11 protein-coding genes and 1 pseudogene are annotated in these 26133 nt (G+C 61.8%); 7 read left to right on the forward strand and 5 right to left on the reverse strand.

Features of this window, described 5'->3' with window-relative positions; genetic code table 11:
• Positions 1-72 precede the first annotated feature (72 nt).
• Positions 73-12910 (reverse strand): annotated as a pseudogene (locus AC1DIS_RS05065) (non-ribosomal peptide synthetase).
• Positions 12911-13290: 380 nt separating this feature from the next.
• Here AC1DIS_RS05065 and AC1DIS_RS05070 point away from each other — a divergent pair.
• The gene (locus AC1DIS_RS05070; protein WP_007894994.1) at positions 13291-13839 is read left to right on the forward strand and encodes an RNA polymerase factor sigma-70; all 549 of its coding nucleotides are present in this window, start codon (positions 13291-13293) and stop codon (positions 13837-13839) included.
• Between the two features lie 93 nt (positions 13840-13932).
• On the opposite strand, the gene AC1DIS_RS05075 is transcribed toward AC1DIS_RS05070, so the two are convergent.
• The 4 genes from AC1DIS_RS05075 to AC1DIS_RS05090 form a co-directional block, all read right to left on the reverse strand.
• Entirely contained in the window at positions 13933-14946 is a 1014-nt protein-coding gene (locus AC1DIS_RS05075) for a GNAT family N-acetyltransferase (protein WP_477743430.1), read from the reverse strand.
• A 149-nt stretch (positions 14947-15095) separates the two neighbouring features.
• Entirely contained in the window at positions 15096-15935 is an 840-nt protein-coding gene (locus tag AC1DIS_RS05080) for a sugar-binding protein (RefSeq protein WP_477743431.1), read from the reverse strand.
• A gap of 171 nt (positions 15936-16106) precedes the next feature.
• Positions 16107-16901: a substrate-binding periplasmic protein gene (locus AC1DIS_RS05085; RefSeq protein WP_192379599.1), complete on the reverse strand. Its 795-nt coding sequence runs from the start codon at positions 16899-16901 to the stop codon at positions 16107-16109.
• Positions 16902-16995: 94 nt separating this feature from the next.
• On the reverse strand, positions 16996-17619 hold the full coding sequence (locus tag AC1DIS_RS05090) for a TetR/AcrR family transcriptional regulator (RefSeq protein WP_064616776.1): 624 nt from the start codon (positions 17617-17619) through the stop codon (positions 16996-16998).
• Between the two features lie 190 nt (positions 17620-17809).
• Between AC1DIS_RS05090 and AC1DIS_RS05095 the strand changes: the two genes are divergently transcribed.
• From AC1DIS_RS05095 to AC1DIS_RS05120, 6 genes are read left to right on the forward strand one after another with little or no spacing between them, the layout of a single operon-like run.
• Positions 17810-19600: an acyclic terpene utilization AtuA family protein gene (locus tag AC1DIS_RS05095; protein ID WP_477743432.1), complete on the forward strand. Its 1791-nt coding sequence runs from the start codon at positions 17810-17812 to the stop codon at positions 19598-19600.
• Positions 19601-19612: 12 nt separating this feature from the next.
• Entirely contained in the window at positions 19613-20512 is a 900-nt protein-coding gene (locus AC1DIS_RS05100; RefSeq protein ID WP_477743433.1) for an SDR family oxidoreductase, read from the forward strand.
• Positions 20513-20514: 2 nt separating this feature from the next.
• Complete coding sequence (gene atuC, locus AC1DIS_RS05105; RefSeq protein ID WP_477743434.1) at positions 20515-22131, forward strand: geranyl-CoA carboxylase subunit beta; 1617 nt, start codon at positions 20515-20517, stop codon at positions 22129-22131.
• Between the two features lie 23 nt (positions 22132-22154).
• Positions 22155-23312, forward strand: a complete 1158-nt coding sequence (atuD, locus tag AC1DIS_RS05110; RefSeq protein WP_413694740.1) for a citronellyl-CoA dehydrogenase — start codon at positions 22155-22157, stop codon at positions 23310-23312.
• Entirely contained in the window at positions 23309-24106 is a 798-nt protein-coding gene (locus AC1DIS_RS05115) for an enoyl-CoA hydratase/isomerase family protein (RefSeq protein WP_477743435.1), read from the forward strand. Before atuD ends, AC1DIS_RS05115 begins: the two co-directional genes overlap by 4 nt.
• A gap of 53 nt (positions 24107-24159) precedes the next feature.
• Positions 24160-26121, forward strand: coding sequence for an acetyl/propionyl/methylcrotonyl-CoA carboxylase subunit alpha (locus AC1DIS_RS05120; RefSeq protein WP_477743436.1), 1962 nt, complete (start codon positions 24160-24162; stop codon positions 26119-26121).
• Positions 26122-26133: the final 12 nt, after the last annotated feature.

Genomic DNA, 26133 nt, shown 5'->3' on the forward strand with positions numbered 1-26133 from the left:
TCCCTGGTGAAATAGGATCCATTAAAAAACCACGGGAAGCCTGAGCCGCGTGGGCTCGGCAGTCAACCCGGATTAAAGGCCCTCCAGCTCCGCCATCAGGTCATTCAACCGATCCACCTTCTCCTCGGTAATGTCGCTCGCCGCCAACCCATCGATGTACTCGGCCAATTCCGCCACCGTGCTGCACTCGAACATCGCCCGCAGCGGCACGTTGCGTTGCAGGGCTTTTTGTACCCGCGAGGCAATTTGCGTGGCCAGCAGCGAATGCCCACCCAGCTCGAAGAAGTTGTCACGCACGCCAACCTTCTCGACCTTCAACACTTCGGCCCAGATATCCGCCAAGGTCTGCTCCAGCTCATTGCCCGGCGCCTGATAGTCCTGGCTCTGCAACTGGCCGATCTCCAGTGCCGGCAAGGCCTTGCGATCGAGTTTGCCGTTGGCGTTGAGTGGCAGCTTGTCGAGCCACAACCAGTGCAGCGGCACCATGTATTCCGGCAACTCGGCACGCAGGCGCTGCTTGATCCGCTCCAGTCGTTCGTTCGGATTGAGCGCCAAATCCGCTGCCACCAGATAGCCGACCAGGTGCTTGCCGTTGACGCCCTCCTGCACCCCGACCGCCGCATCGCGGACTTCCGGCTGTTCATGCAGACGCGCTTCGATTTCACCCAGTTCGATGCGGTACCCGCGAATCTTCACTTGATGATCGATACGCCCGACGTATTCCAGCACGCCATCACTGCGCCGACGGGCCAGGTCACCGGTGCGATACAGGCGATCCCCAGGCGCACCGAATGGGTTCGGCACAAACACCTGTGCCGTGCGCAACGGATCGCTCACATAACCGCGCCCGACCCCGGTGCCGGCCACGCACAATTCCCCCACTGCCCCCAACGGCACCAGCTCCAGCGCGCCATCGAGCAGGTACAAACGGTTGTTGTCGGTCGGCGTACCGATCGGCAAATAGCTGCCACGGGTCGAAGCCAGGTCGACCCGGAAGAACGCCACATCGTCCGAGCATTCCGCCGGGCCATAAGCGTTCACCAGCCCCATCTGCGGGTAACGCAGCAACCATTGATGCGCCAGTTCCGGCGGCATCGCTTCACCGGTCGGCAACATCCAGCGCAGGCCATCGAGGCTCATGCAGTCCTGGGCGAGCATGCCCTGAATCAGCGACGGCACGCTTTCCAGCACGCTAATGCCCTGGCTCTGGACGTGGGCCAGCAAGCCTTGGGGATCATGGGCGATGCTGTTCGGCACGATGTCCACCCGAGCACCGAACAACAGCGCCGCGAGGAACTGCCAGACCGAAATATCGAAGCTTTGCGAAGCGGTCTGGGCGATCACATCGGCGTCGCTCAGCTTCAGGTACGGCACCTTGCTCAACTGGTTATTGAGCATGCCGCGCTGCTCGACCATCACGCCCTTCGGCAGGCCGGTGGAGCCCGAGGTGTAGATCACGTAGGCGAGGTTGTCCGGGCCACTGTAGACACCCGGATTGGCCACCGAAACGTCGCTCGCCTGCACGTCTTCCCAGACCAGCAATCGAGGCCGGTTGGCACATCCGAATTCCTCCAGCAGCGCGACGGCTTGGTCACGGCACGCCTGGGTGCAGACCAGCAACGGCGTGCGGCTCAGGTCAATGATCCGGCTCAGGCGCTGACTTGGCAGGCCAGGGTCCAGCGGCAGGTAACCGGCACCGGCCTTGAAGCTGCCGATAATCATGCCCAGCAGATCGAGATTACGCTCGGCGAGCAGCGCCACCGGTTGATCGAGGCCGACGCCTGCAGCGATCAAGGCATGGCCGAGACGGTTGCTGCGCTGGTTCAACTCAACATAGCTGTGTTGCTGATCGAGATAACTGGCGGCAATCCGCTGCGGATGCCGGGCAACCTGCGCTTCGAACAATGAGACATAGCTCTGCTCCAGCGGATAGTCGTGTTCGCTCTGGTTGCAGCCATGGATCAGGAAGTCCTGCTCCTCGACTCCCAGCAGCGGCAAATCGGCCATGTCACCGTGGAAGCCCTCGACCAGCGCCAGCAACAGGCGCTTGAACTCACCGAGCATGCGCTCGACGGTGGATTCGTCGAAATAACGCTGGTCGTAGGACAAGTGCAAGCCCAGGTCATCCCCCGGATAGCAGACCGCCGTCAACGGGAAGTTGGTGTGGGTGCGGCCCGAATCCGAAGTGGCATTGAGGCTTTGCGCACGGTCCAGCACCGAGACTTCCACCGGGGCGTTTTCGAACACGAACAGGCTGTCGAACAGCGGCTGGCCTTTCGGCAGTTCGCTGGTTTCCTGGATGCTCACCAGCGGCAGGTACTCGTATTCGCGCAGTTGCATGTTGCTGTCGAGCAAACCACTGAGCCACTGACGAACGCTGCAGCGCTGATCGTCCTCGGGCATTTTCACCCGCAGGGCGATGCTGTTGATGAACAGCCCGACGGTGCGTTGCATCTCTGGCATGTCCACCGGACGCCCGGCCACGGTGACGCCGAACAGCACGTCGCGATCACCGCTCAAGCGACGCAGCACCAACGCCCACGCCGCCTGGGCGAAGGTGTTGACGGTCAACTGATGGGCCTGGGCCAGTTCGCGCAATTGTGCGCCATCCCGGGGATCAAGCCTTGTGTAACGGTCGCCGACGATCATGCCGCCGCTGTCGCCGGCATGTTCACGCAGGAACGGCCGGTCGCTCGGAATCGGCGTGGTGCGCTCGAAACCTTGCAGGTTCTGCCGCCACCACTGTCGCGCCTCGGCCAGGCTCTGGCGTTGCAGCCAGCCGATGTAATCGCGATAACGCGGCGGCACGGCCAGTTGCGCTTGCCGGCCTTCGCCGAGGGCGGTGTAGATTTCGAAGAAGTCGTTCATCAGCAGCGAACGGCACCAGGCATCGATGAGGATGTGGTGGTTGCTCATCATGAACCAGTAGCGCGCCGCGCCGACGCGGATCAAACGCAGATGGAACGGCGCCTGATTGAGCAGATCGAACCCGGTCTCGCGCTCGCTTTTCAGCAGCGCCTGCAGCTTCGGCTCTTGCTCTGCTTCGGCAACCGCGCTCCAGTCCAGATACTCGATCGGCGTGCTGCCGGGTTTATGGATCACTTGCAGCATGTCTTCGCCGACGTTCCAGCAGAACGAGGCGCGCAAGGCTTCGTGACGGGCGATCACCGCTTGCCAGGCCTGGGCGAAGCGCTCGGGGTCGAGCTCGCTGTTGATGCGGTAGCGGTCCTGCATGTAATAGAGGCCGGTGCCCGGTTCGAGCAAGGTGTGCAGCAGCATGCCTTCCTGCATCGGGGTCAGCGGGTAGACGTCTTCGATCATCGCCGCCGGAACCGGCAACGCGTCGAGTTGCGGCTGAGTCAGTTTGGCCAACGGGAAGTCCGACGGCGTCAGGCCGCCCGCGTGGTCACTCAGGCAGTGCTGGATCAGGCTGTGCAATTCATCCAGATACGCCTGCGCCAGGTCGGTGATGGTTTGCCGGTCGTGGCGTTCGGCGCTGAAGGTCCAGCGCAGCACCAGTTCACCACCGTACACCTGACTGTCGACGCTCAGCTCGTTTGGCAGCGGCGCATGCGGATCATGGGCCGCGCCGACCGGCTCATCGAGCGGACGGAACAGCGCATCGCTGCCGAAGCTCTGGTCGAACTGGCCGAGGTAGTTGAAGGTGATCGGCGCCACCGGCAGCGCGGCCATGGTCTGCCGACACAGGCCATCGGCCAGGTAACGCAGCACGCCATACCCCAGGCCTTTATGCGGCACCGCGCGCAGTTGCTCCTTGATTACCTTGATCGACGCACCCTGCTCACTCACCGGCGTGAGGCGCAGTGGATAAGCACTGGTGAACCAGCCGACGGTGCGGGTCAGGTCAATCTCGTCGAACAGGGTTTCGCGGCCGTGGCCTTCGAGTTGAATCAACGCCGACCCATGACCGCTCCAGCGGCACAACACACGGGCCAACGCAGTCAGCAGTAAATCGTTGACTTGGGTGCGATAGGCCGCCGGCGCCTGTTGCAACAGTTGGCGGGTGCGCTCGCTGTCGAGGCGCACGCTGACGGTTTGCGCGTGACGATTCTGCTGCCCGCCCCGAGGCCGATCACACGGCAATTCAGCGCTTGGGCCGGCCAGTTGCGCCTGCCACCAGCTCAATTCTTCCCGTAGGGATTCGCTGCCGGCATAAGCCTGCAACCGTGCGGCCCAGTCCCTGAAGGCACTGGTTTTCGCTGGCAGTTTTACTGACTGCTCTGCGTCCAGTTGACGATAAACCGTTTGCAGATCGTCCAGCAGCACCCGCCACGACACCCCGTCCACCACCAAGTGGTGAATGGCAATGAACAACCGTTGTTGCCCCTCGGGATCGTCGACCAACAGCGCCCGCATCAGTGGCCCTTGCTCAAGGTCGAGGCTGCGCTGCGCTTCGGCGAACAGTGCCGCGCATGTGTCCATCGTCGGCACCTGCACTTGCCACAGCACGGCAGCGTCGGAAACTGCCTGATGCTCGGCCTGCCAATGACCGGCGACTTCGGTGAAGCGCAGGCGCAAGGCATCGTGCTGCTCGATCACCGCCAACAGCGCTTGCTCCAGGCGATGCGGCTCCAGCACCACGGTCGGTTCCAGCAGCAACGCCTGGTTCCAGTGTTGACGCTGCGGGATTTCGGTGTCGAAGAACCAGTGCTGAATGGGTGTCAGACGCGATTCACCCGTGAGCAAACCTTGTTCGGCGGTGACCTGCTCGGTACGAGTCGCCACCGCAGCCAACGTCTGCACTGTCTGGTGCTGGAACAGGTCGCGGGGGCTGAAGTGAATGCCCTGCTGCCGCGCACGGCTCACCACCTGGATCGACAGGATCGAATCGCCGCCCAGTTCGAAGAAGTTGTCGTTGAGGCCGACCTGTTGAACGTTGAGCACTTCACACCAGATGCCGGCCAGGATCATCTCAAGTTCGTTGCTCGGCGCCACGTATTGCTGACGATTCAACTCCGGGTCCGGTGCCGGCAGTGCGCGACGGTCGAGTTTGCCGTTGGCGGTCAGCGGCATGCTGGCCAGCAGGATCAAGTGCGTCGGCACCATGTAATCCGGCAACTGAGATTTGAGGTGCGCCTTCAACGCTTCGCGCAGTGCAGTTTGCTGCGCTTCATCCTGCTCGGCCACGTTTGTAACCAGATAGCCCACCAGTTGCTTGCCGCTCGGCGCATCGAGCGCCAGCACGACCGCTTCACGGATCGATTCATGTTCCAGCAGTCGGGTTTCGATCTCGCCCAGTTCGATGCGAAAACCACGGATCTTCACTTGATGGTCAATGCGGCCGAGGTACTCGACCAGGCCATCGGCGCGCTGACGGACAAGGTCGCCGGTGCGGTACAAGCGTCCGCCGTTCGCGGCAAAAGGATCAGCGACAAAGCGTTCGGCGGTCATCCCCGGACGTTGGTGATAACCCTGCGCCAGACCGGCGCCGCCGACATACAACTCGCCGGTCGCGCCTTGCGGCAGCAACGCCAGATCGGCGTCGAGAATGTACGCCACCCGAGCGCCGATCACGCTGCCAATCGGCACACTGCCCAGCCCTTCTTCCAATTGCTCGGGGGCCAGGCTGGCGAGCGGCATGACCACAGTTTCGGTCGGGCCGTAAGCGTTGAAAAACAGGCTCGGTTTGAACGCCGCGCGAATCCGCTGCAAGTGTTCGCCAGTCAGGGCTTCGCCACCGGTGATGCACATGCGCACCGGCAGGGTTTCGCCCTGGGTCGCCAGCCATTGCGCCAACTGGCTGCCGTAGCTTGGGGTGAAGCCGAGGATGTTGATGTTGTGGCGACGAATCAGCCCGCAGATTTCCTGCGCGTCCCACTGGCCTTGAGCGCGAAGGACCACCTGCGCACCACTCAATAGCGGCACCAGCAGACGCTCGGTCGCGGCATCGAAGTTGATCGAATAGAAGTGCAACTCGCAATCATCGGGGCGCATGCCGAAACGCTCGATCACCGCGCGGCAATGCATGGCGATTTCACCGTGGGACACCACCACGCCTTTCGGTTTTCCGGTGGAGCCCGAGGTGTAAATCAGGTACGCCTGATGCTGCGGCATACTGATAAACGGCAGCTCGCTGGCCGGGTAATTGGCCAGGTCCGCGGCATCGTCTTCCAGGCACCAACGACCGACGCTGGCCGGCAATTCACCGAGTGCCGCGAACATCGCCGCATCGCTGAGCAACAAACCGATGCCGCTGTCTTCGATCATGTAGTGCAGGCGATCCAGCGGGTATTCCGGGTCCAGCGGCACATAGGCGCCGCCCGCCTTGAGGATTGCCAGCAAGCCGATGACCATCTCCAGCGAACGTTCCAACGCCAAGCCGACCCGCACGTGCGGCCCGACACCGCGCTCACGGAGCATCCAGGCCAGACGATTGGCGCGGCTGTCGAGCTCGGCGTAGCTCAGGGTTTGCCCGGCGAACGTCAGCGCCGGTGCGCCCATGCGCACCAGCGCCTGCTCAGCGAACAGCTGATGGATGTATTGATCGAGGCGATGCTCACCCGGCTCGATGCCGAGGTTGTCGAGCAGGTTTTGCTGTTCAGTGGCGTCGAGCAATGGCAGCTCACTCAAGCGCTGTTGCGGATCGGCCAGCAACGCGTCCAGCAGATTGCGCCAGTGCCCGGCCATGCGCGCAATGCGCGGCTCGTCGAACAGATCGGTGCTGTAAGTCAGGCAGCAACCGAGGCGATGGTCGAGGTCGGTGACTTCCAGGTTGAGGTCGAACTTGGTCGCTCGCGCATCGTTGGCCAGGTACTCGACGGTCATCCCGGCCAGGGTGCGGCGCTGCTGGAATTCCCAGCGCTGCACGTTGCACATCACCTGGAACAGCGGGTTGTAAGCGGCGCTGCGCGGTGGTTGCAAGGCTTCGACCAAGTGATCGAACGGCAGGTCCTGATGGGACTGGCCTTCGATCACCGTGTGGCGAACCTGCTCGAACAACTCGCCGACGGACATCTGCCCATCGAGCTGGCAACGCAGCACTTGGGTGTTGAGGAATGCGCCGATCAACCCTTCGCTTTCCGGGCGAATGCGGTTGGCCACCGGCGCACCGATGCGCAGGTCGGTCTGGCCGCTGTAGCGGTAAAGCAGCACGGCCAGGGCGGCGGTCATGGTCATGAACAGGGTCAGACCGTTGTCTGCGTTGAAGGCACGAACCCGCGCCGCGAGGTCATCACTGAGGTCGAAGCGGAACAGTTCGCCCTGATGACTTTGCACCGGCGGACGCGGACGATCAGCCGGCAACTCCAGCAGTGGATGTTCGCGGCCCAGTTGCGCGGTCCAGTAATCGAGCTGGCGCTGACGTTCGCCGGATTCCAGCCACTGACGCTGCCACACGCTGTAATCCAGGTACTGCACCGGCAAGGGTTGCAGTGGTGATTCGCGGTCATCGACGAACGCTTCGTAGAGCGCGCTGAGTTCCCGGGCGAAGATGTCCATCGCCCAGCCTTCGGTGACAATGTGGTGCAGGGTCAGCACCAGGTAATGTTCCTGCTCGGCGGTCTTGACCAGGCAGGCGCGCAGCAACGGTCCGGTTTCCAGATCGAAAGGCGTGTGCGCCTCGCTGTCGGCCAGTTGCTGGACACGCTGCTCACGAGTATCAGCCGCCAGCGCGGAGAAATCCTTCCAGTCCATGCGCATACCGGTGTCCGGATGCACCTGTTGCCGGGCCACGCCGTCGACGCTCGGGAATGTCGTGCGCAGGGTTTCGTGACGCATGATCAGCGCTTGCAACGCCGCCTCGAAACGCCCGACATCCAGCACGCCGCGCAACCGCGCCATGCCGCCGACGTTGTAGGCCGGGCTGTCCGGTTCCATCTGCCACAAGAACCACATGCGTTGCTGGGAATAGGACAACGGCACCGGTTGGCGGCGGTCGACCTTCTCGATCGGTGGCTGCTGGTTGGTTCTGCCGCTGACCTGGATCAAGCGAACCTGTTCGGCAAACGCGCCCAGCTCACTGGCCTCGAACAGCGCCCGCAACGGTAACTCGACGTCGCAGGCCTGACGGGTACGGGAGATGATTTGCGTGGCCAGCAGCGAGTGGCCGCCAAGGGCGAAGAAGTCGTCGCGCAGACCGATCTGCGTCTGGCCCAGCACTTCGCGCCAGATGCCGGCGATTTGTTGCTCAAGCGCCGTGACCGGTTCGACGTGCTCGCGGACGTGCCGCTGAGGTTCCGGCAAGGCGCGGCGATCGAGTTTGCCGCTCGGGCTCAAGGGCATTTGGTCCAGACGCATGAGTTGCGCCGGGACCATGTATTCCGGCAACTCGGCGGCCAGCACGGCTTTCAGGCGTGCGGCTTGAGTGTCGAGGTCTTCAGTGGAATCAGCGGCGGTGTAGTAACCGATCAACTGCCCGCCGACCGCCGTTTCGCGCACCAGCACCACCGCTTGGGCGACGCCGGATTGTGCCAACAGCCGCGCTTCGATCTCTTGCGGCTCGACACGAAAGCCACGCAGTTTGACCTGCTGATCGAGACGACCGAGGTATTCGATCACGCCATCGGCGGTCCAGCGCGCACGGTCGCCGGTGCGGTACAGACGCGCGCCCTGCTCGCCCAGTGGATCGACCACGAAACGCTCAGCCGTCAGCCCCGGACGGCCCAGATAGCCTCGAGCCAAACCGATACCGCTGATACATAGCTCACCCGGCACGCCGGCCGGAACCGGGTTGAGGTCACTGTCGAGCACCCGGCACAGCACGTTGCCCAATGGCCGGCCAATCGGCGAGCGCTCGCCATCGGCGATTGTGCAGTGCCAGTGGGTGACGTTGATCGCGGTTTCGGTGGGGCCGTAGCGGTTGTGTAGTTGCACCGCCGGCAGTTGCGTCAGCAGGCGGTTGCGCAGTTCGACGGGCAAGGCTTCGCCGCCGCAGAACACCCGGCGCAGGCTGGTGCATTCGGCGGTCAGCGGTTCGTCGATGAACAGCGAAAGCAGCGGCGGCACAAAGTGCAGCGTGGTCACGCCGTATTGCTGAACCAGTTGTGCGATGCGGTGTGGATCGCGGTGTTCGCCGGGACCGGCGATCAGCAAGCGGCACCCGGTAATCAGCGGCCAGAAACACTCCCACACCGACACGTCAAAACTGATCGGGGCTTTTTGCATCAGCACGTCGGTATCGTTCAGGCGATAAGTGTTCTGCATCCATTGCAGACGTTCAGCGAGCGCTGCGTGCGTGTTGCCGACACCCTTGGGCTGGCCGGTGGAACCCGAGGTATAAATCACGTAGGCCAGGTTGTCGCCGTGCAGGTGCAAACCCGGTGCATGGCTTGGCCAGTTCTCCAGGTGCAGGGCGTCCATGGCAATCAGGCAGACGCCATCAGTGGCCGGCAAGCGGTCGAGCAATTCGGTTTGGGTCAGCAACAACTCGACGCCACTGTCGCGGAGCATGTAGGCCAGGCGCTCGGCCGGGTAATCCGGGTCCAGCGGCACATAAGCGCCGCCGGCCTTGATGATCGCCAGCAAACCGATCAGCAACTGCGGCGAACGTTCGGCGGCGATCGCCACGCACACGTCCGGGCCGACGCCTTTGTCGCGCAGGTAATGCGCCAGGCGGTTGGCCTGAGTATGCAGTTCGGCGAAGTCCAGGCTGCCGCCGTCCCACAGCAACGCGATGCGTTCCGGGGTCTGGCGTACTTGTTCGTTGAGCAGTTCCGGCAACCACTGCTGTGCCGGGTTGCACGGAGCAACGCTCCAGTCATTTTGCTGAGCCTGTTCGGCGGCGGTCAGCAGTTGCAGATCGCCGATCGCTTGTTGCGGACGCTCACAGACGGCTCGCAGCAGGTTGGCGAAATGCTCGGCCAGACGCTCGATGGTCGCCGCGTCAAACAACTCGCTGGCGTAGTCGAACGACAGGCTCAAGCGTCCGTTGCGGTCTTCTTCGCTGTGCAGTTGCAGGTCGAACTTGGCTTCGCGGCTGTGCCACGGCAGCTCTTCGGCGAGCAGCCCCGGCAGACGACGCAGAGCGCCGAGATCCCGTTGCTGATGGTTGAACATGACCTGGAACAAGCCTTGTTCGCGGGCCTGGGGGAAGGCCTCGAGCAGTTGCTCGAACGGCAAGTCCTGATGCGCTTGCGCACCCAAGGCGGCTTGACGGGTTTGCGCCAGCAACTCCACGAATGGCAGACGCGAATCCACTTCCGCACGCAGCACCTGGGTGTTGATGAAGAAGCCGATCAGCCCCTGGGTTTCCAGCCGTGGACGGTTGGCATTCGGCACGCCGATGCGGATGTCGCGCTGGCCGCTGTAGCGATGCAGCAGGCTCTGGAACGCCGCGAGCAACAGCATGAACGGCGTCGACTCATGAGCCTGGGCGGTCTGGCGAATGGCGTTGCTCAGGCTCGCGTCCAACCGCAGGGTGTGGCGGGCGGCGCTGTGGGTGTGTTGTGCCGAACGTGGGTGGTCGGTGGCCAGGCTCAGGGTCGGATGCTCATCACCCAACTGCTCTTTCCAGTAAGCGAGTTGCCGTTCGCCCTCCCCTTGCGCCAGCCACTGGCGCTGCCAACTGCCGTAGTCGGCGTATTGCGTCGGCAAGGCTGGAAGGCTGGCGGTCTGGCCTTGAGAGGCGGCCGTATACAGGCGCGAGAATTCGTCGATCAGCACGTTCAGCGACCAGCCGTCGGCGATGATGTGGTGCATCGTCACCAGCAGTTGATGATCCTCATCATCGAGGCGCACCAGGGTCACCCACAGCAGCGGGCCGTTCTCCAGGTCGAACCGGATGCGGGCTTCGTCCTCGCGGATTTGTTGCGCGCAGGCTTCACGCTCGGCGGCCGGCACATCGCTGATGTCGATCACTTGAAGATTGAATTCAGCGGCAGCATCGACCCGTTGCAGGGCCACACCGTCGCGCTCGAAAAAACGTGTGCGCAGGGATTCGTGACGTTCGATCAGTTGCTGGAAACTGGCGCGCAAGGCGTCTTCGTCCAGTTCGCCGCGCAGGCGCAAGGCGCCGGGAATGTTGTAGGCGCTGCTCTGCGGGTCGAGTTGCCAGGTGATCCACAAACGGTTTTGCGCCAGGGATTGCGGCATGGCTTCGTTGCGCGACAGCTGAGTGATCGCGCCTTGGGCGAGGCCGCCATCCTGTTGTTGCCGGGCGACGGCGGCGGCGAATGCGCCGAGGGTTGGCGCTTCGAACAGCAGACGCAGATTCAGCTCCATCCCCAACGCTTCACGCAGGCGTGCGACCACTTGAGTAGCGGCGATGGAGTTACCGCCGAGCAGGAAGAAGTGATCGTCGGCGTTGACTTGCTTGACCTGCAATTGCTCGCACCAGATCTGGCGGCAGTGCCCCCGGATTGAGCAGCACCACCACGCTCGGCGCTTGCTGATACGCCTCGGCCACCGCTTGGCGAATGCCCTTGATCAGTGCCTCGGGCGACAGGATTTTCTGCACGCTGCGGCTGATTTCCGCGGCAATGCCGATGCCTTCCTGACCCTCGAGATTGACCGCGAACGCGGCCACACGCCCCTTGCGCACCACCTCCACTTCGCGCTCGATGGTCTGCTCGATGTCCTGCGGATAGAGGTTGTGACCACGAACGATCAGCATGTCTTTCAGGCGCCCGGTGATGAACAGTTCACCGTCACGCAAAAAGCCCAGGTCGCCGGTGCGCAGCCAGGTGTGGCCCGCGTGCTGGACGAAGGTCTTGGCCGTGGCTTCAGGGTTGCGCCAGTAGCCATGGGCGATGCTCGGCCCGGCGGCCCAGACTTCACCGACCGCGTTGTCGGCGAATTCTTCGAGCGATACCGAATCGACAATCAGCACCGCGTGATCCGGCTGGCTGATGCCGCAACTCATGACCGGACTGCCGTCGCCCGGTTCGGCGCGGTTTTGCGCCAAGGCCTGATCATCCACGCGCAACGCCGGAATGCCCTGACCGCGCGGAGTGCCGGCAACGAACAGCGTGGCTTCCGCGAGACCGTAAGAGGCCATGAAGCTGTCTGGCGTAAAACCACAGGCCGCGAATTTCTCGGCGAAGCGTTCCAGGGTGTCGAGGCGAATCGGTTCGGAACCGGAATACGCCACGCGCCAGCCGCTCAAATCAAGACGTTCCAGAGCCGATTCGCTGACGCGCTCGCTGCACAGTCGATAGGCGAAGTCCGGCCCGCCGCTGATGGTGCCGCCGTACTCGCTGATCGCTTCCAGCCAGCGCAACGGGCGACCGAGGAAGTACGCCGGCGACATCAACACGCACGGCACACCACTGAAAATCGGCTGCAGCAGGCCACCGATCAGGCCCATGTCGTGGTACAGCGGCAGCCAGCTGACGATCACGTCATCAGGATTGAGGTCAATGCCAAAGCCGTGACGAATCAATCGCTCGTTGGCCACCAGGTTGCCGTGGCTGACTTGCACACCTTTAGGCAAAGCAGTGGAGCCGGAGGTGTATTGCAGGAAAGCGATGTGCTCGCCTTGCAGGTCCGGTGCAACCCAGCGTTCAGCCACGGCGTTGTCGAGGGTGTCGACACATAGCAGCGGCGGCGCCCCGTTGATTTGCAGCAAGGCGTCGCGCAGGTCGGCGCTGGTCAACAGCAGAAGCGGCTCGGCATCGCTGATGATCGACAGCAGGCGTTCCTGATGATGACGACGGGTCGATTCCGGCGGATAGGCCGGCACCGCGATCACCCCGGCGTACAGGCAACCAAAGAACGCCGCGACGTAATCCGGGCCGCTGGGAAACAACAGCACCGCGCGATCGCCGAACGACGCCTGGGCCTGCAACGCGCCGGCAATGGTTCGCGCCCGTTGGTCCAGCTCACGATAACTGAGCACCACAGCCTGATCCAGGGTTTCGGCGAGAAAACGCAAGGCCACCCGGTCCGGCGTCAAGGCCGCGCGGCGCTGGAGGGCTTGGACCAGTGTGCTGGGGAGTTCGAACGCGTCGGTCATGAGGTTTCCTGCCTGAATTCGGCTTGCAAGTGGAATCGGTTTTCATATTTCACGCCCGTTCACGGGCATGCAGGACGCGGTCTTCGCCGACCGCGCAAGGCTTGGGAATGCTGTTTTGGCCGGGGTTTGCGCCCGCAGCCATTCACCAATGAGAACGGATGAGGTCTTGGAATAATTAGTCGCCGGGCTTGAGCGCCGGCAGGCTTGTGGCCGGTGGGTGAGTCAGCGTGTCGCCGTTCTCGGTCCGCACCGCAACGGAGCATTAATTCTCTTTCTCATTTGACAATCATTATCATTCAACATAATTTGTCGCTCGATATGTAGGACGGCTCCGACCCCCTTGTCGTCCCACGACCCTATTTGCAGCAAGGTGATTTCCAATGACGGAACAAGTATCCACAAGCAGGTGCGATTCACCGCTACTTCAGGCCTTCGTCGACAACCGACTGATTCTGGTCAAGATTGCCGCCCGCATTACCGGCTGCCGATCCCGCGCCGAAGACGTGGTGCAGGATGCGTTCTTCCGGTTGCAATCGGCGCCGCAGATCACCTCGTCAATCAAGGCGCAGCTCAGTTACCTGTTCCAGATCGTGCGCAACCTGGCGATCGATCACTACCGCAAGCAGGCGCTGGAGCAGAAGTATTCGGGCCCGGAAGAAGAAGGCCTGAACGTGGTGATCCAGGGCGCTTCGCCGGAAACCTCGCACATGAATTTCTCGACCCTGGAAAACATTGCCGATGCACTGACGGAGTTGCCCAGCCGCACCCGTTACGCCTTCGAGATGTACCGCCTGCATGGCGTGCCGCAAAAAGACATCGCCAAGGAACTGGGCGTCTCGCCGACCCTGGTGAACTTCATGATTCGTGATGCGCTGGTGCATTGCCGCAAGGTGTCGGGCAATCGTGCCGATACCTTCGCCCGTCGTTAAACGCTTCGCGGGCAAACCTCGCTCCACAGGGAATATTGCCTGTCACTGTAGGAGCGAGCGGTGCGGCGATCCGACTTGCCCGCGAAGACTGACTCAAGCCAACGAACACCGATCAAAAAACCGCTCACGCCCCAGCACCATCAGCGCCGCGCGCTTGTGCGGGAAGTCGAACTCTTTCTCGCAGTGAAAACACTGATTATGCAGATGCCCGATCATCTTCGCGTTGTCGGCGCGAGGTTCGGCGACCACCCGTTGAGTGCGCGGATCATCGAGAAACAGGTAGTGCACCAGCGCCGATAACCAACTCGCCACCTTGTGCGGGCCACGGTGATCTTCCTCACCCACCAGCATGTGAATGCCACGGTCGTAATCGCCGGCGTCATAGAACGGCGCAATGCGATCTTCCTTGGCCCAGTAGGCTTCAAAGTAGGCAAACGGCTGATCATCGAAGCAACCGATCAGGGTCAAGGTGTGCGGGTCGGCTTCGAGTTTGCCGAGGTATTCCCGATGCTTCTCGAGGCTGCCCTCCTCCTGCCAGAAACTCGCGACCCGCGGGCTGTTCTGCCAGCGGTTGAAACGCGCCAAATCCTGCTCGATTTCTAGTGTACGCAGGGAAACCCATGCACCGAGCCGCGCATCAAAGCGCCGATAGACCTCACCACGGGGTTTCACCGCACGCAGGGGGTGGCGCTTGCCGTCACTGATGACCATCTGCTGTGGATAGCTACCGGTCAACGACTCACCCAGCCAAGGCTGAGGCAATTGCCAGAACAGTGTGCGTTCACAGCGATATTGACCTTTGACATCGGTCGCGATCAGCAACCCGCTGAGCAAGGCTTCAGTGGGCACTTGATCGAGGTGCCAGGTCAGACGCTGACACTGCGCATCACGGGCAAACAGCCAATAACAGGCCGCCCAGAATGCTTGACCGTCAGGACGGCCAAAGCGCTCCTCCAGCCGCAGATGCACCTCGGGCTCGCGGATCAGCCGCAGTTCGATCAGCGGCTGCCCTTCCAGACTGAGGCTCAGGCGACTTGCGGTTTCATCGGCTACAAGACGGTTGCCTGACGGCAAGGCCAGGGCGGTCAGGTCATTCAGATTGGACATGGGTCGGGCTCACGGTAATCGTCGACAGTTAACTGAGGTGACGTGAGCCGGGCATGGAAATTTAACGAAAAACACCGCAAACCTTAATCAGCATTCGCGGTGGCATGCACAGCCTGGATCAGTTCCAGTCCATTGACGTTACGCAGGTGCTAGATCGACCTGACCCAGATTTCGCGGAAGGCATAGTCATTGCCGTTTCCGGTGGCGACATGGTTAACGATCTGCAACTCCATCTGTGATGCACTCGCGGTAAACGTGCCTTTGAGCGGAGCCCAGGCCATTGACGAAATTTCCGTCGCGGGGGCAATGACTTGCGCTCCGCTGTTGAGTGACAGCACCGGAACCGAATAGCTGTTGTTCCACCTGCGCACGGTCACCCCGAACTCATAGGACCGACCCACTTCCAGCCCCTGAAAGGTCTTTTTCAACACCGTGCCGGCAGAGTTGTTGGTGTAGGTGTTGTCGAATAATACGTAGATATCTCCATCTTTGGTGATGGTGAGATCCCGTGGATCAGTCGCAGCGTCGCCCCTCATCCAACCATTCCAGTTATTGGTACCGTCTGTTGCCGAGAAGGTCGTTGTATCGTCGAAAGGCGCCTGGACCTCAAGACACAATGTAGGGAACAGCACCGGGCCAGCACAACTGCCTCCATCCAGCGCCGCCTGAAAAACAAACGCGAGATGGCTCCCGTCTTTCAGATTCTGCAAAGACGCCCAGGCAATATTGCGACGCCAGCCCTCCTGGAACTCTTGTTGCGTGACGGGCTCGGCGTCGGCCACTCGCAGCATCAATGGCGAGCCGTCGGCTTGTTGACCGCAGACATGCAGCGTTGTCTTTTGATTAACCACCATGAATGGCCAACGCGCCACCTCGACCGTGACACCGGCCGAATCATCAGGTTTTTTCAGAACGAGTACATCGTTGACGGCTTGTGGCACCACAGGAGCGGGCACACAGGAGAGAGAAACCAACGCGGGGTTTGTCATGACAGAAATCCTTTCTGAATGAGCGCCAACCCCTCCATGGGGTCGGACACAGGAAAGGAGCTAAGACCACGTGAGGGGAAGCGTCTACTGTCAATTCGACCATTCGAACAGCAAAACATAAATACCAGATGAATGGTCGTCCGCCCCCCCTGCCCCCGGAAACTCTATCTGTCAGTGCTTGCCCACCGGCACCAGGGCAATTTTGTAGGGATCGAAAATCTTCAGCATCTGGCCGTTGTTTCGCAGGCCTTGCAGCAACTTGCCGAATGCTTCCCCCGTAATCGGCGCCTCTGGACGAATCAGCGCGTAATGGTGATAGACCTGATCGATGCGTTGCGACACCAGCAACTGCTCGCCGACTTTTTCGTTGCGCAGCAGGTAATCGCTCAGATAAGAGCGTGTCACCAGGGCAATGTCCGCTCGCCCGCGCAGCACCATCAGCAGGTTGCTGTCGTGGGAATAGGTCAACGTGGCCTTGTAAGTGTCGGCCAGATACTTGGGATCGGCATTGAAATTGGCAAACTCGTAGTGATAGCCGCTGTACAGCGCCAGCCGCTTGCCCGTCAGGTCCTTGAAGTAACTCTCATCGCGACCGGGTTGCTTCTGCGCGACAAAGATTTCTGCATCTTCCAGGTCCATGTCAACGAGGGTATGCGGGATGTCCTTCCAGCCCCAGTCCGGGTTCTCGAAAATCGCCATATCGACCCGGCCTTCCTTGAAGTCATTGAAACGCCGGGGAATCGAGGTGGGCACCAGCACAAACTGATAATCGGTTTGCAGCTGATTCAACGCTTCCACCAGTTGCGGCAGCAGACCGGTGTCGGCACCGGACTCCGGGCGCACGGTATAGGGGGGAAAATGGGCGGCCCCGACCCGCACCTGTTGCGCGGCCTGAGATGGCAACACCCAGCACACTACAAGCGCCGCCAGCAAAAGCCGCGACGCAATTCGAATTGGCGAAGACATCAAAACAGCACACTCCCCAAAAAAATTTTCATCAATGCATACAAACTAGGCGGTTTCGTCAACTTAGCCAGTTTCTTGCCGAGATAGACGGCTCTTACCGTTCTTCAAGCACCAAAATCAGCGCTTCATCGGCCAATTGATCGAGGTTCATACTGCCATCGGCGCGAAACCAGGTGGTGGTCCAGGAGAGCGCGCCCGTCAGGAAGCGGCGGGTGATGAACACGTCGCCCCGGATAAAACCGGCGTCCTTGGCTTCTCCCAGCACCTGCAGCCAGATGGCTTCATAAATATCGCGCAGCGCCAGAACCTGCGCCTGGCCTTCCTCAGACAGCGAACGCCACTCATACACCAGCACCGCCATGGCCTCGCCACTGCCGCCCATGATCGACTGCAATTCGCAGCGAATCAGCGCCAGCACCCGCTCACGCACATTGCCGGCCTCGGCCAGCGCTGCACGCATCAACGCGGTGTTGTAGCGAATGGTCTCCTCCATCACTGCCCGCAGAATCTCGTCCTTGCTTTTGAAGTGATGAAAAATGCTGCCTGACTGAATGCCCACCGCACTGGCCAGGTCACGCACGGTGGTGCGTTCATAACCTTTGTTGCGAAACAGGTGAGCGGCCACTTGCAGCAGTTTGCCGCGGGCGCTGTCGGGGTCGGTCAATTGGCCGCTGTCGACCAATTCGCGCATCACCCTCAGGGCTTTTTGCTCGTCCACCCGTTCTCTCCTACAGTCGATCAATCAAATGCGCCGCTGCCCGTTAAAACAGCAGGGTTGCGCGGGCAATTTAAGCTGGCGGGGGCGACCAAGCAAGCGCTCGGGAAGAAGATAATCAAGGCGTTTACAAACCAAGCGCTTGCTTGGTAGTCTCGAAGCACTTCTGTCGCAGGTGGCTATGGAGTTGACTGTGCCTAAAACAATTCGCATCGGTTGTGCCAGTGCATTCTGGGGCGACACCTCGACCGCCGCCGCACAGTTGGTGGAGGGCGGGCGACTGGACTATCTGGTGTTCGATTATCTGGCCGAAATAACAATGTCGATCATGGCCGGGGCGCGGATGAAAGACCCCGCCACCGGCTACGCCAGCGACTTCATCGAAGTCCTCAGCCCCCTCCTCGAGCAGCTCGCGAAACAACAGATCCGGGTGATCAGCAATGCCGGCGGGGTTAATCCACAGGCCTGCGCCGTTGCCCTGCAAACGGCCTGCGACAAGGCCGGGGTGGCGCTGAAAATCGCCGTGCTGTCGGGTGACGACCTGCAACCGCAGTTCAAACACCTGAGCAGTCTTGGTATCCATGAGATGTTCAGTGGCGCGCCCCTGCCGCCGATGTGCGTGTCGACCAACGCCTACCTCGGCGCACCGGGCATCGTCGAAGCCCTGCGCCTGGGCGCCGACGTTGTGATCACCGGGCGCGTGGTCGACAGTGCCGTGGTCAGCGCCGCGCTGGTGCATGAATTCGGCTGGTCGTGGCACGACTACGACAAACTCGCCCAAGCCGCATTGGCCGGGCATCTGATCGAATGTGGCGCCCAGTGCACCGGCGGCAATTTCACCGATTGGCACGACGTACCCGACTACGAACACATCGGTTTTCCGATCGTCGAAGTCGGCGCCGACAGCCAGTTCATCGTCAGCAAACCCGACGGCTCCGGCGGCCTGGTCACGCCCCTGACGGTGGGCGAGCAGATGCTCTATGAAATCGGTGATCCGCAGGCGTATCTGCTGCCCGATGTGGTGTGCGATTTCAGTCAGGTCAAACTCGTGCAACAAGGCAAAAACGCGGTTCAGGTGCATGGCGCGAAAGGCTTGCCACCGACCGCTCAGTACAAGGTCAGCGCAACGTACCCGGACGGTTTCCGCTGCACCGCCAGTTGCCTGATCGCCGGGATCGATGCCGTGGCCAAGGCCCGAAGGGTCAGCCAGGCGATCATCAACAAGACCTCGGAAATGTTTAACCAGCGCGGCTGGGCGCCCTACAGCGAGGTGAACATCGAACTGCTGGGCAGCGAAGCCACTTACGGCCCCCACGGCCAGCGCCAGGACAGCCGCGAAGTGGTGATCAAACTCGCCGTGCGCCATCCGAGCAAGCAGGCCTTGATTCTGTTCTCCCGGGAAATCGCTCAGGCTGCCACCGGTATGGCGCCTGGGCTGACGGGAATCGTCGGCGGGCGGCCGACGGTGTATCCGTTGATCCGGCTGTTTTCGTTCCTGATCGACAAAACCGCCTGCACCCTGGAGATCGACCTTGCCGGTGAGCGCCATCCGTGTGCCCTGCCCGCCCTCGATGCGCTCGACCCAGCTGACTTGCCGCTGCCGTTCGACCCACCCAAAGCCACAGAGCGTGCCGACGCCAGCGTGGCCTTGATCAAACTCGCCGTGGCGCGCTCCGGCGACAAGGGTAACCATAGCAACATCGGCGTCATGGCCCGCCACCCCGACTACCTGCCGTGGATCGCCGAAGCACTGACACCCGAGGTGATGGTCGACTGGATGAGTCATGTCCTCGACCCGATTCACGGACGCGTCGAACGCTGGTATTTACCCGGCACTCAGAGCTTTAATTTTCTTCTGGAAAACGCACTCGGCGGCGGTGGCGTGGCCAGCCTGCGGATCGATCCGCAGGGCAAGGCGTTCGCCCAACAACTGTTGGAAATCCAGATTCCGGTGCCCCAGCGCATCGCCGATCAGTTCAATTAGAGGACTGTCGCCATGGCCTATGACTCGATTTTCAAACCCGACCTGTTCGCCGGCCAAACCATCATCGTCACCGGAGGCGGTAGCGGCATCGGTCGTTGCACCGCCCATGAGCTCGCGGCCCTCGGTGCGCACGTGCTGCTGGTGGGGCGCAATGCCGAAAAACTGAAAAAGGTCACTGCCGAAATCACCGAAGACGGTGGTAAAGCCGATTGGCAGGTCTGCGATATCCGCAATGAAGACGCCGTTACGCAGCTGGTCAGCGAGCTGATCCGCAAACACGGCCCAATCCACGGGCTGGTCAACAATGCCGGCGGGCAGTACCCCTCGCCGCTGGCGTCGATCAATCAGAAAGGTTTCGAAACCATCCTGCGCACCAATCTGGTGGGCGGTTTTCTGATGGCTCGCGAGGTGTTCAATCAGTCCATGAGCAAGCACGGCGGCGCCATCGTCAACATGCTCGCCGACATGTGGGGCGGCATGCCCGGCATGGGCCATTCGGGCGCGGCGCGCTCGGGCATGGACAACTTCACCAAGACCGCCGCGTTCGAATGGGGCCACGCCGGCGTGCGGGTCAACGCCGTCGCGCCGGGCTGGGTCGCGTCCAGCGGCATGGACACTTACGAAGGCGCGTTCCGGGCGGTAATTCCGACGCTGTGCGAACACGTGCCGCTCAAGCGCATCGGCACCGAATCGGAAATCAGCGCGGCGATTGTGTTCCTGCTCAGCCCGGCAGCGGCGTTTGTCAGCGGCAGCACGTTGCGCATCGATGGTGCCGCCAGCCTCGGCGGGCGGGCCTGGCCAATGCACAAGGCGCAGAACAGTCACTCGTACAACGGCTTTCACCGCGCCTATTTACCTGAAGTACTCAGGCCGGACGCCTCCAAACCAGACGAACCGAAGGACAAGGAATAACCATGCCGGTCATCCAGTCCCAGATAGACCCGTTCAGCGAACCGTTCGCCCGCAATCGTGCGGCCATGCTGGCCGGCATCGAGCAGGTCCGCCAGCTCGAACAGAACCTGTTGAATAAAGCCGCAGAAGCCAAACCGAGGTACGACAAGCGCGGGCAATTGCTGCCCCGGGAGCGGCTGAACCTGCTGCTTGATCCCGGCGCGCCATTCCTCGAGCTGGCGAGCCTGGCCGGCTACAAGCTGCACGACGACAAGGACGGCAGCGCGGCCGGCGGCGGTTTGATCGCCGGGATCGGTTACGTATCCGGCGTGCGGGTGCTGGTGGTGGCGAACAACAGCGCAATCAAGGGCGGCACCATTTCCCCCAGCGGCCTGAAAAAGTCCCTGCGTCTGCAGCAGATCGCCATGGAAAACAAACTGCCGGTGATCACCCTCGCCGAGAGCGGTGGCGCCAACCTCAATTATGCGGCAGAGATTTTCGTCGAAGGCGCGCGCAGCTTTGCCAATCAGGCGCGGATGTCGGCGATGGGCTTGCCGCAGATCACCGTGGTCCACGGCTCGGCCACGGCGGGCGGTGCTTACCAGCCAGGGTTGTCGGATTACGTGGTGGTGGTGCGCGGCAAGGCCAAGCTGTTTCTCGCCGGCCCCCCGCTGCTCAAGGCAGCCACCGGTGAAGTCGCCACCGACGAAGAACTGGGCGGTGCCGAGATGCATGCACAAACCGCCGGCACCGCCGAATACCTGGCCGAGAACGATGCCGATGGCGTGCGCCAGGTGCGCGAGATTGTCAGTCTGTTGCCGTGGAACGATCAGTTGCCGTGGTTACCGGAACGTCGGTGGGAAGAACCGCTCTACCCCATCGACGAACTGCTGGGGCTGATCCCGGATGACCCGAAAAAACCTTACGACGTGCGTGAAATCATCGCGCGGGTTGCCGACGCTTCGAACTTCCTCGAATTCAAAAGCGAGTTCGATCAGCAGACGGTATGCGGGCATTTGCAGATCCAGGGTCGAGCCTGCGGTTTCATCGGCAACAACGGCCCGATCACCCCCAAAGGCGCGAGCAAGGCCGCGCAGTTCATTCAACTCTGCGACCAGAGCCAGACGCCGCTGCTGTTTTTCCACAACACCACCGGCTTCATGGTCGGCACCGAGTCGGAACAGCAAGGCGTGATCAAGCACGGCGCGAAAATGATTCAAGCGGTGGCCAATGCCCGGGTGCCTAAACTGACAATCGTCGTCGGCGGTTCCTACGGTGCCGGCAATTACGCGATGTGCGGCCGCGGTCTCGACCCGCGCTTCATCTTCGCCTGGCCCAACAGCCGCACCGCGGTGATGGGCGGCGCCCAGGCCGGCAAAGTGCTGCGGATCGTCACCGAAGCCAAACAACTCAAGGACGGATTGGTGCCCGACCCAAAAATGCTCGACATGCTGGAACAGGTCACCGCGCAGAAACTCGACAGCCAGTCCACCGCGCTATATGGCAGCGCCAACCTGTGGGATGACGGGCTGATCGATCCACGGGATACCCGCACGTTGCTTGGATACTTGCTGGACATCTGCCATGAGGCCGAGGTTCGGGCGCTGCAACCCAACAGCTTTGGTGTCGCCCGCTTCTAAGGGCGATCAGGAGAACAATAAAAATGATCTTCACCCAGGAACACGAAGCACTGCGCCGCACCGTCCGCCAATTCGTCGATCATGAAATCAATCCCCACGTCGAGGAATGGGAAAAGGCCGGGCGCTTTCCGATCCATGAGATCTTCCGCAAGGCTGGCGACCTCGGTCTGTTGGGAATCTCCAAACCGGAAAAATTCGGCGGCATGGGCCTCGACTACAGCTATTCGATTGTGGCGGCCGAAGAGTTCGGCACCATTCATTGCGGCGGCATTCCGATGTCCATCGGCGTGCAGACCGACATGTGCACCCCGGCCCTGGCGCGTTTCGGCTCCGATGAACTGCGCGAAGAATTCCTGCGGCCGGCGATCACCGGCGAGCAGGTCGGCTGCATCGGTGTTTCCGAAGTCGGCGCCGGTTCCGACGTCGCCGGGCTGAAAACCACCGCCCGCAAGGACGGCGACGACTACGTGATCAACGGCAGCAAGATGTGGATCACCAACTCGCCGAGCGCCGATTTCATCTGCCTGCTGGCCAACACCTCGGACGACAAACCGCACATCAACAAGTCGCTGATCATGGTGCCGATGAACAGCCCCGGGATCAGCCTCAGCTCGCACCTGGACAAGCTCGGCATGCGCAGCTCGGAAACCGCCCAGGTGTTTTTCGATAACGTGCGCGTGCCGCAACGCAACCGCATCGGCCACGAAGGCGCGGGGTTCATGATGCAGATGCTGCAATTCCAGGAAGAACGGCTGTTCGGCGCGGCGAACATGATCAAAGGCCTGGAGTACTGCGTCGACAGCACCATCGAGTACTGCAAGGAGCGCAAAACCTTCGGCAACGCGCTGATCGACAACCAGGTCATCCACTTTCGCCTGGCCGAACTGCAAACCGAAATCGAATGCCTGCGGGCACTGGTCTACCAGGCCACCGAGCAATACATCAAAGGCCAGGACGTCACCCGCCTGGCATCGATGGCCAAACTCAAGGCCGGGCGACTGGGCCGGGAAGTCAGCGACAGTTGCCTGCAATACTGGGGCGGCATGGGCTTCATGTGGGACAACCCGGTGGCCAGGGCTTACCGCGATGTGCGGCTGGTATCGATTGGCGGCGGTGCCGACGAAATCATGCTGGGGATCATCTGCAAACTCATGGGCATCCTGCCGGGGAAAAACAAATGAGCACCCTCCCCACCTGTCAAACCCTGTTGCTCGGCCTGCATGACAGCGTGCTGCACATCACCCTCAATCGTCCCGAAAGCCGTAATGCCATGAGCTTGCAGATGGTCGCCGAACTACGTGCGGTGCTGGCGGCGGTTCGCGATGATCGGCAGATTCGTGCGCTAGTGATCGGCGGTGCCGGCGGGCATTTTTGTGCCGGTGCCGACATCAAGGACATGGCCAACGCCCGCGCTCAAGGCCAGCCCGCCTACCGCGATTTGAACCGTGCGTTCGGTGCGCTACTGCAAGAGGTGCAACACGCGCCGCAAGTGGTGATTACGGTACTGCAAGGTGCGGTGCTTGGCGGCGGCTTCGGCCTGACCTGCGTCAGCGACATCGCGATGGCCGATCATCAGGCGCAATTCGGACTGCCGGAAACCAGCCTCGGCCTGTTGCCGGCGCAGATCGCGCCTTACGTGGTGCAACGCATCGGCCTGACCCAGGCCCGCCGACTGGCCCTGACCGCCGCACGCTTCGATGGCACCCAGGCGCGGCGCATGGGGCTGGTGCATTTTGTCGAACATGACCCACAAGCCTTGGCCGAACGCCTCGATGAGGTGCTGGCCCATGTGTTGTGTTGCGCACCGGGGGCGAACGCGGCGACCAAAAAGCTGTTGCTGGCGAGTGCCGGACAACCCTCGGATGATCTGCTGGATCAGGCAGCCGAGTGGTTCAGCGAAGCAGTGACCGGGGCTGAAGGGATCGAGGGGACGATGGCTTTTGTGCAGAAGCGCAAACCAGGGTGGTCCGTTTAAGAGCTTCGCGAGCAAGCCCTTACATTCACCGCAAAAAACCAAGGGAATAACCGATGCCCGCCCTCAAAAAAATCCTGATCGCCAACCGCGGTGAAATCGCCTGCCGTATCCAGCGCACCGCGCAAGAGCTGGGCTACCGCACCGTCGCCGTATTCAGCGACGCCGACGCCAATGCGCTGCATGTGCAGATGGCCGACGAAGCCGTGAACATCGGCCCGGCCCCGGTGCAGCAGTCTTATCTGAACATCCCGGCCATCATCGATGCTGCCCGGCGCACCGGTGCCGATGCAATCCATCCCGGTTACGGCTTCCTCTCGGAAAACTCAGGCTTCGCCCTCGCCTGCCAGCAGGCCGGCATCATCTTCATCGGTCCGAGCCCCGAAGCCATCGAGCTGATGGGCAGTAAACGGCGGTCGAAACTGGCCATGATCAAAGCCGGCGTGCCTTGCATCAAAGGCTATCAGGGCAGCGAACAGGACGACGCTACCCTGCGCCGCGAAGCCGAACGCATCGGCTATCCGCTGATGATCAAGGCCAGTGCCGGCGGTGGCGGTCGCGGCATGCGCCTGGTGCACAGCGCCGCCGAATTGCCGGAACAGCTCCGTAGCGCACGCTCCGAAGCGCTGCACGGGTTTGGCAGCGACGAATTGATCCTCGAACAAGCCTTGATCGATCCGCGTCATGTCGAAGTTCAGGTGTTCGGCGACCAGCATGGCAACCTGATCCACCTCGGCGAGCGCGACTGTTCGATCCAGCGCCGCCACCAGAAAATCATCGAAGAAGCACCCTGCCCGGCGATGACCACTGAGTTGCGCCAGGCCATGGGCGAGGCGGCACTCAAGGCGGGGCGCGCGGTGAATTATGTGGGGGCGGGTACCGTGGAATTCCTGCTGGATGCTCACGGCCGGTTTTACTTCCTGGAGATGAACACCCGGTTGCAAGTGGAACACCCGGTGACTGAACTGATCACCGGCCTCGATCTGGTGGCTTGGCAATTACACATCGCCGAAGGGCAACCGCTGCCGCTACGACAGGAACAGGTGCAGCTCAACGGGCATGCCATGGAAGTGCGCCTGTACGCCGAAGATCCGGCCCAGGGATTTCTGCCGCAAACCGGTCGAATCGTGGCCTGGGAGCCAGCGATCCAGGGCAGCGTACGGATCGACCATGGCCTGATCGAAGGCCAGTCTGTCAGCCCGTTCTATGACCCGCTGCTGGGCAAGCTCATCGCCCACGGTGCCACCCGTGAAGAAGCCCGACGCAAGTTGCTGCGGGCGATACAGGACAGTGTGCTGCTGGGCGTGCAGAGCAATCAGCGCTTGCTCGCCAATCTGCTGGAACACCCCCAGTTCATCAGTGGTGAGTTCAGCACCGGGTTCATCCCCATGCACTTCGCCGACCATCCCTGCCTGCACCCTCATGCGCCGAGCGCCGACGAGCTGGCCATCGCCGCGGTGCTTTTTTATCAAGCATCAGCGCAGGCTCACCCCACCCCGCTGGCCGGTTGGCGCAACAATGCCAGCGTGCCTCTGTACTATCGAATCGGCCTGGAGGATCAGGCCTGGCCGGTCGAACTGCACGCTGAACCTGGCAAGCCCTACCGTGTTCAGGTTGGCGCCCGGCCCCTCGAACTGAAGGTCATCCAGTGCGACGGACGCTGGGCCACCCTGCAAATCGACGGCATCCGCCAACGCCATGCCTACCGCCTCGAAGCCGGGCAACTCTGGTTGTTCACGCGCCCCGGCAGCCTGCGACTGGTCGATCGGACCCGGGCGCTGGTCAGCGGCCAGGCCAGTGTCAGCTCCGGCACGCTCAAGGCGCCGATGGACGGGGCGATCGTCGACGTATTGGTCAGTGAGGGGAGCTCGGTCAGCAAAGGACAGCTGCTGGTGGTGCTTGAAGCGATGAAAATGGAGCATCCACTCAAATCGGGTATCGACGGCGTGCTCAAGCGCTTGCAGGTCAGGGTCGGCGACCAGGTAAAAAATCGTCAGATTCTGTTGGAGGTCGAATAAGCCGCTAGGCGG

The organism is Pseudomonas sp. 05N433 (assembly GCF_056396925.1).

Bases quoted from the DNA above. Each gene is read 5' to 3' on its own strand.
- AC1DIS_RS05070 (WP_007894994.1), top strand. From the start codon at position 13,291: ATGACGGAACAAGTATCCACAAGCAGGTGCGATTCACCGCTACTTCAG.
- AC1DIS_RS05075 (WP_477743430.1), bottom strand. From the start codon at position 14,946: ATGTCCAATCTGAATGACCTGACCGCCCTGGCCTTGCCGTCAGGCAAC.
- AC1DIS_RS05080 (WP_477743431.1), bottom strand. From the start codon at position 15,935: ATGACAAACCCCGCGTTGGTTTCTCTCTCCTGTGTGCCCGCTCCTGTG.
- AC1DIS_RS05085 (WP_192379599.1), bottom strand. From the start codon at position 16,901: ATGTCTTCGCCAATTCGAATTGCGTCGCGGCTTTTGCTGGCGGCGCTT.
- AC1DIS_RS05100 (WP_477743433.1), top strand. From the start codon at position 19,613: ATGGCCTATGACTCGATTTTCAAACCCGACCTGTTCGCCGGCCAAACC.
- atuC (WP_477743434.1), top strand. From the start codon at position 20,515: ATGCCGGTCATCCAGTCCCAGATAGACCCGTTCAGCGAACCGTTCGCC.
- atuD (WP_413694740.1), top strand. From the start codon at position 22,155: ATGATCTTCACCCAGGAACACGAAGCACTGCGCCGCACCGTCCGCCAA.
- AC1DIS_RS05115 (WP_477743435.1), top strand. From the start codon at position 23,309: ATGAGCACCCTCCCCACCTGTCAAACCCTGTTGCTCGGCCTGCATGAC.
- AC1DIS_RS05120 (WP_477743436.1), top strand. From the start codon at position 24,160: ATGCCCGCCCTCAAAAAAATCCTGATCGCCAACCGCGGTGAAATCGCC.